The sequence below is a fragment of the Methylocystis sp. genome (assembly GCF_051062815.1).
GTDB lineage: Bacteria > Pseudomonadota > Alphaproteobacteria > Rhizobiales > Beijerinckiaceae > Methylocystis.
In genome coordinates, this window is record NZ_JBPFDU010000024.1 from 16,172 (window position 1) to 27,965 (window position 11,794).

The following is an 11,794-nucleotide window of genomic DNA, read 5'->3' on the forward strand; positions in this document are numbered from 1 at the left end:
TGGGCCTCGCCTTAGCGGAACAATCCGTTCTAAACTGCATGTATAACAGATCATCCGGCCGCCGACGGCGCGAAACGGTCGGAGACGGCGCCGTGAAATTGCTTGGGCGAGTTCGTTTAGGATGATTGATCAAGACAACCAGCAGCAGGAAGCAATGGCTCTGGGAACGACCACGGCCGTCACCCTATGGCCGCATCTCAAGATGATCCTCGGCGCCCTTCGCGTGTCTCGCGAAAGATTCGCGCTCTATTGGCTGGGCTTCGCTCTCGTCGTGATCATCAGCGCGACGGCCTATGGCCAGATTCGCCTAAACGCATGGAATAAGCCTTTTTACGACGCGCTGTCGCGAAAGGAGCTCTCCGCCGTTATCGAGCAGCTTTGGGCTTTTGCCTATATCGCCGGCGCATTGCTGGTTCTCAACGTCGCTCAGACGTGGCTGGCTCAGACGGCCAAGCTGAAATTGCGCGAAGGGATGACCCGGGATTTGTTCTTTCAGTGGCTGAAATCGCATCGCAGCTTCCGCATCGCGAGTCTGGGCGAAATCGGCGTCAACCCAGACCAGCGCATTCATGCGGACGCGCAGCGGCTCGCCGAGGTCTCAACGGATTTAGGAATCGGCCTTCTGCAAGCAACTTTGCTGCTCTTAAGTTTCGTCGGCGTGCTGTGGGGACTCTCCGAAGGCGTTGCATTCGGCCTATTCGACAGAAAGATCGTCATTCCGGGCTATATGGTGTGGTGTGCGCTCCTCTATGCAAGCGTCGCTTCTTTCGCCAGCTGGCGTGTCGGGCGCCCGCTGGTCGAGCTCGGCGCCCAACGCTATGCGCGAGAATCCGAAATGCGTTTTGCGCTGATGCATGTCAATGAACACGGCGAAGCGATTGCGGTTTCTCGCGGCGAGAAGCTGGAGGAAGATCGTCTGCACCGGGAGCTCGATCGTCTTCTCGACGTGTTGCGCCGAATTGTCTCCGCAACCACCAATCTGACTTGGGTGACCGCCGGCTATGGCTGGTTCACCATCGTTGCGCCCATCATCGTCGCCGCCCCCGCCTATTTTGCAGGAAGTCTCACCTTCGGCGGCTTGCTCATGGCGGTGGGGGCTTTCACTCAGGTGCAGCAATCGCTGCGCTGGTTCGTCGACAATGCCGGAACGATCGCCGATTGGCGCGCGACGCTGCATCGCGTCGGCGGTTTTCGGCAAGCCTTGATCGACATCGACAAGGCCGGCTTGGACGCGCGCCGCATCACATTCGAAGAGACGTCCGACGATCGGTTTGTCCTCGACGAACTGTGCATTCTTTCGCCCGCCGGACTAACGAGCTTAAGCGAAGCGCGTGTCGAGATTGCGCCCGGCGAACATGTGCTGATCGTAGGCGAGCCGAGGTCCGGCAAGACGCGGTTGTTTCTGGCGATGGCGGGATTGTGGACATCCGGGAGCGGACGCATTCGTCTGCCGTCGGCGGAAAGCGTTCTCTTTGTCCCGAAGCGCGCCTACATACCCGATCTTTCATTGCGCGCGATTATATCCTACCCGTCGCCATCGAGCGATTTCTCTGAGGAAGCCTATGTCGCGGCGCTGACGCGTTTCGATTTGGGACATTTCGCGTTTCTGCTGGATCGGGTGGCGCGATGGGAGAAAGAGCTGACAGATCCCGAGCAGCAACAACTCGCCTTTGCACGCGTCCTGCTGCACAAGCCGCGGTTCGTCGTTGTGGACGAGGCGATCGAGTCGCTCTCGCCCCAGGCACGCCAAACGCTTTTCGATGTCTTCGGACAAGAGCTGGCGGGAACGGCGCTAATCTATGTTAGCGGACCAAAAAGTCAGGACAAGTTCTTTGGCCGCGTGTTGCATTTGACGCTGGACGCGCGACAACGGCTGCCCGAACGTTCGGCCGCATCAAACGCTCGCTTGGCCAATTGAGCCGGCCGGCGCGAGCGATATTTGCTCGCGCGCGAGACGCAGTCGTGCAAGACCGCCCCATAATCCGCCGAAGTCGCCGAGCGTCGCATGTACGATTTCAGGCAGCGCCGGATTCTTGCGCGGCAGCGCCTGCAGATGCGTCCATATGCGATCGATCGGAATGCCAACTTCGTTCATCATCGAGCCGCCAATGACGATGCGGTCGGGCGACCAATGCGCGATCGCATTGTGCAGAGCCCGCGCGGTGAGCCGAGCGAGTTCATCCCACACGGGATGGTTCTTGCCGAGCTCTCGCGGAGGAATGTTGAAGCGCGCAGCGATCGCGCGGCCAGAGACAAGCTCCTCGAAAGTGCGCGCCGAATCGTCGACATATTGCTCGCCAATCTCGAAACCATAGGTTGTGCGATCGATTTGGCCATCGACGATGCGCGCGCCGTTCACGCCCGTCGAGATCGTGACATAGGCGAGGATCGCCGAGCCCTTTCCCGCGCCATCGGTCGCTTCGCCAAGCCCCACAAGGGCGGCGTCGTTCTCCAACACGGTGGGCGCGCCAACAGTGGATTCGATGTCGTCGGCGATTTTGGCTCCATTCCATTTTGGAAGATTGGGCGCGTGAACCAGAACGCGCTTATCGCGCGACAGCACCCCTGGAACGCCGATCGCCACGCCGTCGATCGACGCGCCCGTCGACGCCCCTACAGCTGCAGCGTACAGAGCGTCGAGCGCTTCTCGGTAATTCTGCCGCGTATCGACGATGACGGGTTCTAGGAACGCACCAAGATCATGAGCGCCTGCGAGCCGCGTCTTCGTTCCGCCAATATCGATGACGACATGCATCTTGCTAAACATCCCTGACGATGGGCGCTATCCATCGTTTTGTTTTGGTTGCGTGAGCGTATCATGCAGATAGGCGATCGCACCCTCCAGCGTGAAGAGCTGATTGTAGTGGACCTCGGGAATATTGACTCCCAGTCGATCATGCATGGCGACGACGAGATTGGCGAAATCCATCGAATCAAGATCGAATACTTCACGTAAATCATCTTGATCGCGAGCCAACGTGAGATCGGCCTCGGGCGCGATTTCGCCAATGAGCTCCAGGATGAGCGCTCTGATTTCGGCGTCCGTCATAATTTATCCGGCTCCTGTAAGAGACGCCCGACCGCGGCGAGATACAGGCCGCCGATATGGCCGTCGGTGACCCTATGATCCGCCGCGAGGCTGACGGTAACGAGCGGACGAGTCTCGATGCGCCCATCGACGACCCATGGGCGCGTGACCACACGGCCAAATCCGAGGATCGCGACCTGCGGAGGATAGATAATGCCGGTCACCGATTCCGCGCCGCGATCGCCGACGCTCGTGACGGTAACAGTGGGTGAAGTGAGTTCGGAGCTGCGCAAATTCCCGCGCCGCGCGCGTTCGACGAGGTCGCGCATGGCTCCCATCAATTCGGCGAGCGATTTCTTATCCGCGTCCCGAATTGCCGGCGCGATCAGCCCGCCACCCCGCAGAGAAATCGCCCAACCGACGTGAATGCTCGAAGAAGGAATAAAGGCGCCATTTTCATAAGCGCCGTTGAGCTGCGGTTGCTCGCGCAAGGCCAAGGCCGCAGCCTTGAGAAAGAGCACGGCGGGCAGAATGCGTTCGACGGGGGTCTTCTCAGCGTTGAAGCGCTCGATCCAGGTCAAAGCGCCGCACAATTCGACCGTTTCTGTGAGGTAATAGTGAGGAATTTCCCGCTTCGAGCGGCTCATCGCGGCGGCGATCGCCTTACGCATTTCGGAAAGATCGAGGCCTCTTTTTACCGGCGCTCGAGTTTGCGCGGCCACGGCCGCCTCGACATCGGCAAGCCGGATCGAACCTTCGACGCCGCTCCCTTTCACGATGGTTGCGATATCCACATTTAGCGCCGCCGCGCGCCACCGCGCGGCGGGCGTGATCTTCAATCTTCCGCCGAGCGGCGCGAAGATGGCGCTTGGCGGCGGCGCCTCACGCGGCGGTCCGGTCGGGGGCGCGGCGACGACAGATCCGGCGGCGGGCGCTGGCGTGGCGCCCTCTGCGCCGTCGATCTGCGCAAGAACTGTCCCGACAGGAACGCGCGCGCCGACCGGAATGAGGATGTTGGAGACGACGCCCTCCAGAAAAATTTCTACCTCTATCGCGCCCTTTTGCGTCTCGACCACCGCGACGACTTCCCCGGATTTGACGCGATCGCCAGGCTTCACGAGCCACTCGACGAGCGTGCCGGCCTCCATGTCGGCGCCGAGCGCTGGCATTTTAAACGCGCTCATGACGGACGGACAAGTTCGCGTGCTACTGCGACGATCGTCGCCACTTGCGGCAGGCAAGCGTCTTCGAGATGCGCCGCATAGGGCATCGGCGCCTCTCGCGAGCATACGCGCCGCAGCGGCGCGTCGAGTTCGAAGAAAGCTTCTTCTGCGATGCGCATGCCGATTTCGGCCGAAATCGACCCGCTGCGCCAGCCTTCGTCAACGATGACACAGCGCCTCGTCTTTGCGACTGAGTCGAGAATGGTCTTCGTGTCGAGCGGCCTGAGCACGCGCAAATCGATGACTTCTGCATCGATCCCCTCGGCAGCAAGCGCGTCCGCCGCCTCCAGCGCCTTGAACAGACTGCCGCCATAGGTGATGAGGCTTACATCTCGTCCGGCGCGACGCAATTTCGCATGCGCGATATCGACCTTCTCCATGTCCGATGGAAGATCGCCCTCCATATTGTAGAGCATGACATGCTCGAAAATAATCACAGGATTGGGGTCCGCGAGCGCGCCCTTCAACATGAAGCGCGCATCCTCGACTGTGGCGGGGGTCAGGACGCGCAGTCCAGGGATATGCGCATACCAGCCCTCGAGGCTGCGCGAATGCTGCGCCCCGACGCGTCGCCCGCCGCCGGTGGCCATGCGAATGACGAGGGGGATCGCGAACTGGCCGCCCGACATATGCGGAATGGTGACGGCGTTGTTGAGAATCTGATCGAGCGCGAGCAGGCTGAAATTCACGGTCATGATTTCCACGATCGGTCGCATCCCCGCCATGGCGGCGCCGACCCCCGCGCCGACGAAGGCGCTCTCCGAGAGCGGCGTGTCACGAATGCGCTCCTCGCCAAACTCCTCAAGGAGGCCCTTTGTCACTGCGTAACAGCCGCCATAGCGGCCGATGTCCTCGCCCATCAGGAAGACGCGTGAATCAGAGAGCAACGCCTCGCGAAGCGCCTGCTTGCAGGCCTCGCGATAGGTCATGCGCGTGGCGGCGGCGTTCGCCTGCGGTGTGTTCACGACGGGACCGCCTCCATCGTGACGAAGCGTTCAAGCTCCGAAACCGGTTCTAGACCGCCGGCTTCCGCGAAAGCGACTGCCGCCGCGATTTCCTTGTCGACCTCCTCTTCAATCGCCGCAAGCTCTTCGGGCTTGATCAAGCGATTGGCTTCCAACCAGGTCTGGAAGCGGACGATCGGCCCCTTTTTCCGCCAAGCTTCGACTTCATCCTTCGAGCGGTAGAGTTGCGCGTCGAACATTGAATGCGCCCGAAAACGATAGGTTCGGCACTCGAGGAAATAGGGGTCGTTTTCGCTGCGAATTCTATCAATGGCGTTTCTCGCCGCGCTTTCAACGGCGACCACGTCCATGCCGTCTACCTTCTCGCCAGCGACTCTGTAGCCCGACGCCTTATGCACGAAGTCGATATCTGCCTCCGCGCGCTCGACCGCCATGCCCATGGAGTATAGATTATTCTCGCAGACGAACAGGATCGGAAGCCGCCAGAGCTTGGCCAAGTTGAGCGTCTCGTGGAACTCGCCCTCGTCCACCGCTCCTTCGCCAAAGAAGCAGGCCGTGACAGTGGATCGTTGCTGCATCTTGTCGGCGAGCGCAACGCCGAGCGCCAGCGGCAGGCCTCCGCCGACGATGGCGTTGCCGCCATAGAAACGGCGCGCGCGATCAAAAAAATGCATGGAGCCGCCGCGCCCGCGGCAGCACCCGTTCAGTTTACCCATCATCTCGGCCATCAGGCACTTCGGATCGACGCCGCGGGCGAGCGCCTGGCCATGTTCGCGATAGGTCGCGATAACGGCGTCGTCTTGCGTCAGCGCCTCCATCACGCCGACCGAAACGGCCTCCTCGCCGTCATAGAGGTGAAGAAAGCCGAGAATCTTTTGCGCCTGATAGAGCTCGACGCATTTGGCCTCGAAATGCCGGATGCGGATCATCGCTTTCAAGAGATGAAGCAAGTGGACGTGATCGAGATGCACTTTCTTGGTCATCGCTCGTCACTCTCCAGCGTCGAAAGATCGCCTTCCGGCAGGCCGAGTTCGCGCGCCTTGAGCAAGCGCCGCATGATCTTGCCGCTACGGGTCTTCGGCAGATTGGCGCGAAGCTCGATTTCTTTGGGCGCCACGGCGGCGCCGAGCCTTTTGCGGGCGTGTCCGAGCAGCTCCTTGCGCATGGCTTCGTCCGCCCGAAAGCCAAGCTTCAAGGCGACGAAAGCCTTGACGATCTCGCCGGCGATCGGATCCGGCTTGCCGATGACCGCCACTTCGGCGACGGCCGGATGCTCCATCAGCGCGCTTTCGACTTCGAAGGGGCCGATGAGATGGCCCGAGGATTTGATCACGTCGTCGGCGCGTCCGACGAACCAAAAATAGCCATCATCGTCGCAGCGTGCGAGATCGCCGGTCAGATACCATTCGCCAGCGAAGCATTTTCGATAGCGCGCTTCCTCGTGAAGGTAGCCGCGCATCATCGATGGCCAGCCGCTTTTGAGCGCGAGCTCGCCTTCTTGGTCGGTATTGACCGTTTCAACCCCGCCGTCGGCCTTCCGCCGGACTATTCCCGCTTCGATGCCAGGCAAGGGCCGGCCCATCGAGCCGGGCTTGATGTCCATGGACGCGAAATTAGCGATCATGATGCCGCCCGTTTCGGTCTGCCACCAATTATCATGGAACGGCAGGCCGAAGGCCTCTGCGCCCCACACCACCGCCTCGGCGTTCAGCGGCTCTCCAACGCTGGCGGCGAAACGCAAGGCGGAGAGATCATAATCCTTCAAGGCGTCCGCGCCGAGCTTCATCATCATGCGGATGGCGGTGGGAGCGGTGTACCACACGGTGACCCGTTCCTGTGCGAGCACGCCGTACCATGTCGGCGCGTCGAATTCCGCCTCGACGACAATATTGGTTACGCCATGCGTGAGCGGCGCGATGACCCCGTAGCTCGTTCCAGTCACCCAGCCGGCGTCCGCCGTGCACCAGAAGCGGTCGTCGTCATGAAGATCAAGCGCATAGAGTCCGGTCGCGTAATGCGTCACTACGGCTTCGTGCACATGTAAGACGCCCTTGGGGCGGCCGGTCGTGCCGCTTGTAAAATGCAGCAGCGCCGTCTCTTGCGGATCGGTCGGGGGTATTTCGAAGGCGTCGGAGGCCGCTTGCATCAGCTTGCGCCAGGAGCGCGTTCCTTCACCGTCTTGGTCAGCGTCGACGAGAATAACGCAGTGGAGCTTGGGCAAGCTCCCGCGTAGCGCTTCGACCTTGCGCCGATAAAGCGTTTCGGTCGTGACCAGGACGCGCGCGTCGCCGATTTCCATGCGGGTCGCGATCGGCTCTGGCCCGAACGCGGAGAAGAGCGGCGTGACGACGCACTTCATCTTCAACGCGCCCAGAACGGCGACGTAAAGCTCCGGAACGCGGCCGAGCAGAACGAAGACATTGTCGCCCGACTTGACGCCCATGGATTGTAAGGCGTTTGCGAGGCGATTGGTTGCGAGGACCAATTCGCGATAGGAATAATCGCGACGTTCTCCGGTCTTCCCGATCCACCGCAGCGCTGTGCGATCCGCGCGGGGACCATAGGCGTGTCGGTCCACCGCCTCGTAAGCGATGTTCAGCCCCCTCCCCTGCGGCAATCCGCTTAAGCCTTTGCGCGCCGCCTCCCAGTTAAACGCGGCGCGAACACCGGCGTAGTCTGCAAGGTTTGGCGAGACCACAAAGGAAGCCGGATCCTTGCGGATCGTCGCATAACGGGCAGCGTCTTCAGGGGCGCGCATTCGATAATTCCCGTAGCCGCCACGCCTCTTCTGCCATCGTCCAATATGCGGCATCGATCAGAGGCGTTATCGCGTCAGACTTGGCCAATTGAGCTTATGCAACAGCTCTTTGATGGGCAAGAACCAAAGGGTGACCAGAATGCCGCGCCGCCATGGGCGATAGCGACGCGGCTATTGCCTGATCAATTTCTTCAGCTCCCCTAGTCTAACGGCCAGGTGTTTATGACATCGTCAGGCTCCAACCAGCCGCGACGCGCTTGGTCACGCCATAGCGCATATAAGCAAGGCCGGCGGTCGAACGCGCATCCGTCGAGATCGCTATTTTCACGCCCAAATCCGTCGCAGCCATTGAGGGCGACGTCTGTCAGGTCCAGGCGGTTCGGCTCTGCGTTAAGCTCCAGGCAGCAACCGCGCTCCTTGGCCGCCGTCATCACGCGACCCAGGTCGATGTTATAGGGCTCAGCGAATTAGCGCGCGGCGCGCGATCACAACGCGGCTCGACGTTTATCGATAGGAACAAGACACCGCGGAGCAGGGAGCAAGGGACAATGCCAAATCGTCAGATTTTTGGTCTCGTCTTACTTGGCGTCATGGTCTGGCTCGGCTTTGTCGTCGTGAAGCCTTTCCTCACGCCCGTGGTGTGGGCCGCCATTCTCGCGTACGTCACCGGTCCATATCACGCGAGAATCCGACGCGTCTGCGGAAATCGGCCTTCCCTTGCTGCAACGATCGCGACGCTCATCCTTATGGTAGTTCTGGTTGTGCCGGTTTCGTTTCTCTTGATCCGATTGCAAAGCGAACTCGCCGACGCCTACAGGGACATGTCGACGAAATACACCAGCCAACCGCTTGTCTTGCCTAAAGCAGTCACCAACATCCCCATCCTTGGACCTGCCCTCGATGAGGCGGTGACCCAAGTGTGGAACGATCCAGAGCTTCGGAAACAGCAGGTGAAAGAGTGGTTGGAGCCCTGGGTGCGGGAACTTGCCGGGATAATCGGACAAATTGGGCGCACATTCGCGCAACTTGCCATCATGACGGTTACCCTGTTCTTCTTCTATCGTGACGGAGATCGGGTGTTGGAGCAGGTTCGCGGAGGATTGCGCAAAGTCGCAGGCGAGCCGGCGGATCAATATTTCAACGCCGTAGGAGATACAACGCAAGCCGTGGTTTTCGGATTGATTGTCAGCGCCTTGGCGCAGGGCCTCATTGCCGGTATTGGCTACGCATTTATCGGCGTTGGACCGCCAATTCTGTTAGGCGCGCTCACGGCTGTAACGGCCTTGGTGCCATTCTTGGGCACTGTGGCGGTCTGGGGACCGATCGGTTTATGGCTCCTATTCTCCGATCGGATTGGCGCTGGCTTCGCGTTGCTGGCGTGGGGGACTTTCATCGTGAACCCGACAGACAATATTTTGAAGCCGCTATTGATCAGCAACGCGACGGACGTTCCACTCGTGATTGTCCTCTTCGGCGTAATGGGCGGGTTGCTCGCGTTCGGACTGGTCGGACTATTTCTCGGCCCGCTCATTCTGGCCGTCCTTTTTGCAATTTGGCGCCAATGGTTGGCGGAGGACGGCGATAGCAGTAGAAGCTCCGGATTTGGCTCGAAGCAGTAGAAATTGCCCTCGATGATCACGACCAAGTAAGAACATCGGCTGCGTTGCGTCGCCGCTTTCGCGTGACGCTGGAATTAATCCTCCTCGTCGTCAACGGCTTCAACGAAGTCGATCGCATCCCGATCGCGCATTCGCAACACGCCGTCGAGCTCGATTTCATTGGCGGAACGCTGCAACAGTCCGGCATCTTCGAGTTTTTCGATATCGGGCAGATCGCGCAGGCTTGCGAGCCCGAACGCCTCAAGGAATCGCTTCGTCGTGACATAGGCATAGGGCGCGCCCGCTGTCGGCGCGCGCGGCCCGGCGGCAATGAGATCCAGGCTTTTTAACTGGCCGATAACGTCGCGGCTGATTTCTTTGCCGGCGAGTCGCGAGAGTTCGGTGCGGGTGGCGGGTTGCAGATAAGCGATCGCCGTCACCGTGAGGAGTTCAGTCGGCGTCAGCGCCGGCGGTCCGGCAGCGCGGGCGCCATTGTTCAAGACGCGAATAGCGTCGGCGTAGCGCGGTTTGGTGCGCAGTTGATAGCCGCCGGCGACAAGAACCAGTTCATACGGTCTCGTGCATAAGTCGTCGCGAATGTCGCAAATCAAATCATCAAAATTGCAATCGCGCCCGACCAGTTTGGTGAGCGCGTCGCGCGTGACCGGCGACGGCGCGGCGAAGATCGCCGCTTCGACGCGCCCCATCCATTCGCGCCAGCGCATCGCCTGCGGAAGATCGGAAAGATCGGCGTCGAACAGCAAATCCCCGTCGCGCCGCGGCACACGACGGTTTGGCGGCGGCGCACTGTCCTGTCGATGCGCCTTCATCGACCGCATGTCGGCATCCTTTTCATGTCACAGTCCGTAAAGTCGAAAATTGCCGCGACCGGAGAGTTCGCGCACGGCGCCAAGCGCAACGAGTCGATCGAACAGACGGCGCGACGCGCGATCGGAAAGCCCCGCCGCCCTGGCCGCCCGCGCCGGCGAAACGCAATCGTCGGCAAGCAACAGGACGACGACTCGCGCCGCGCCCCTGGCGCGCAGTTTTGGCGCGACGCTCAGCAATGTCTCGGAACGACGGGACAACTCGCTGGCTAACGCATGAGCCTGTTGCGCAGCGCGCGCTATTGCGCGCGCGACGCTCAAAGGCCAATCGGGGTCGCTCGGCCGTGGTCGGCGTCCGGTCGCCGTGCGCATCGATGGATCCATGATCGTCGTCGCCAGGAGCGGCAGCGGCCCCGCCCACGCGAGGCGTCGCGCCAGCACAAGATCGGCGAACCATAACGCGAAAATTTCCGCGTCGATTTGCGGCGCGTCATCGAGGATGTTCAGCGCTCGAGCGCTCACGCGCGCCGCGGCGTTAAGTGGATTCTCGTACGTCAACGCTTCCCGCAGAAGGGCGGCAAGGGCTTCGCAATCGATGTGCGGCGGCAGCTCGAGACAATCGGCGGCGGCGCGAATGAAGCGCGCATCGAGTCGCGCCGGACATGTTGCGAAGAGGCGCCACAGGCCATGCAGGCGTCCGCCGGGCGTCGACGCGGCGTCGAAACCGCCGAGATGCTCGGCGTCGCGTAGCGCGACTACATCTTCACGCAAGCGCGCCATCGCTGCACAAGCAGCGGCGGCGCGCAAAGCGAGGCGCCGACGCAATGCGCCGACGAAGGCGGGTTCCGAGCCCCCTTCCCCACGGCTTTTGCCGGCGCTCGAAACATCGCCGGAGTCTTTGCCGGCGCACGATAGATCGGCGCCGGAACGCAAAATATGATCGAGCCGCGCGAGTGCGGCGCCGGCGCAAAAATGCGCGTCAGGCGCGGCGTCGAGCGCCGCGCCACTGAGTCTCGCCCAACGCGGCAGCGGCTGGATTTCTAAGGATTTTCGGGGCATTTGCGCATCATCGACGCGGATCCGCGCCCGCCGATTCTTCGTCTCGCGCGACGAAGATCGGACGTCAGGCAATGCGTCCGAATCAATTTCCAACATGCAAGAATCGTAGGCCCGGATCGAGTCCGGCGGCAAGTCATGACGGCGCTTTATCGTTAAATTTAGCGCCATATCCGCCGCGCTTGTCGTGCCTCCTCCATGTCCGATAATGTCGGCTTATCGGACATGATTCGGAACCGGCGGACTTCCGGGCGAAACTGGCCGAAATCGACCTCAGATCGCCTGCCGAGGCGTCGGAATTTGTGCGCTCGAAACGACGCAGGACCCAAGCCGGCCCGA

Annotated in this window: 10 protein-coding genes; 2 read left to right on the top strand and 8 right to left on the bottom strand. The window is 61.2% G+C overall.

Annotation, left to right across the window (positions count from 1 at the left end; translation table 11 throughout):
- Positions 1-121: 121 nt before the first annotated feature.
- Positions 122-1,918 carry an ABC transporter ATP-binding protein/permease gene (locus ACR65W_RS02515; RefSeq protein ID WP_434498143.1) on the top strand — a complete coding sequence of 599 codons (1,797 nt, stop codon included), beginning with the start codon at positions 122-124 and terminating at the stop codon, positions 1,916-1,918.
- On the opposite strand, the gene ACR65W_RS02520 is transcribed toward ACR65W_RS02515, so the two are convergent.
- Genes ACR65W_RS02520 through acsA form a run of 6 tightly spaced genes read right to left on the bottom strand, consistent with a single transcriptional unit; the run spans position 1,895 to position 7,974 of the window.
- Positions 1,895-2,755 carry an ROK family protein gene (locus ACR65W_RS02520; protein ID WP_434498144.1) on the bottom strand — a complete coding sequence of 287 codons (861 nt, stop codon included), beginning with the start codon at positions 2,753-2,755 and terminating at the stop codon, positions 1,895-1,897. The genes ACR65W_RS02515 and ACR65W_RS02520 overlap by 24 nt on opposite strands.
- Before the next feature lie 27 nt (positions 2,756-2,782).
- Positions 2,783-3,049 (bottom strand): acyl carrier protein, encoded by a 267-nt coding sequence (locus ACR65W_RS02525; RefSeq protein ID WP_434498145.1) that lies wholly within the window; start codon positions 3,047-3,049, stop codon positions 2,783-2,785.
- On the bottom strand, positions 3,046-4,197 hold the full coding sequence (locus ACR65W_RS02530; RefSeq protein ID WP_434498146.1) for a dihydrolipoamide acetyltransferase family protein: 1,152 nt from the start codon (positions 4,195-4,197) through the stop codon (positions 3,046-3,048). Before ACR65W_RS02530 ends, ACR65W_RS02525 begins: the two co-directional genes overlap by 4 nt.
- Before the next feature lie 11 nt (positions 4,198-4,208).
- Complete coding sequence (locus ACR65W_RS02535; RefSeq protein WP_434498147.1) at positions 4,209-5,216, bottom strand: alpha-ketoacid dehydrogenase subunit beta; 1,008 nt, start codon at positions 5,214-5,216, stop codon at positions 4,209-4,211.
- Complete coding sequence (gene pdhA / locus ACR65W_RS02540) at positions 5,213-6,199, bottom strand: pyruvate dehydrogenase (acetyl-transferring) E1 component subunit alpha (protein ID WP_434498148.1); 987 nt, start codon at positions 6,197-6,199, stop codon at positions 5,213-5,215. The genes ACR65W_RS02535 and pdhA overlap by 4 nt, the downstream gene beginning before the upstream one ends.
- The gene (gene acsA / locus ACR65W_RS02545; RefSeq protein ID WP_434498149.1) at positions 6,196-7,974 is read right to left on the bottom strand and encodes an acetate--CoA ligase; all 1,779 of its coding nucleotides are present in this window, start codon (positions 7,972-7,974) and stop codon (positions 6,196-6,198) included. The genes pdhA and acsA overlap by 4 nt, the downstream gene beginning before the upstream one ends.
- Before the next feature lie 548 nt (positions 7,975-8,522).
- Here acsA and ACR65W_RS02550 point away from each other — a divergent pair.
- Complete coding sequence (locus tag ACR65W_RS02550; RefSeq protein WP_434498150.1) at positions 8,523-9,593, top strand: AI-2E family transporter; 1,071 nt, start codon at positions 8,523-8,525, stop codon at positions 9,591-9,593.
- A 74-nt stretch (positions 9,594-9,667) separates the two neighbouring features.
- Here the strand turns inward: ACR65W_RS02550 and scpB are convergent, their stop codons facing one another.
- Both scpB and ACR65W_RS02560 read right to left on the bottom strand, forming a co-directional pair.
- Complete coding sequence (gene scpB, locus ACR65W_RS02555) at positions 9,668-10,411, bottom strand: SMC-Scp complex subunit ScpB (RefSeq protein WP_434502250.1); 744 nt, start codon at positions 10,409-10,411, stop codon at positions 9,668-9,670.
- An 18-nt stretch (positions 10,412-10,429) separates the two neighbouring features.
- Positions 10,430-11,458, bottom strand: a complete 1,029-nt coding sequence (locus ACR65W_RS02560) for a DUF1403 family protein (protein WP_434502252.1) — start codon at positions 11,456-11,458, stop codon at positions 10,430-10,432.
- Positions 11,459-11,794 lie beyond the last annotated feature (336 nt).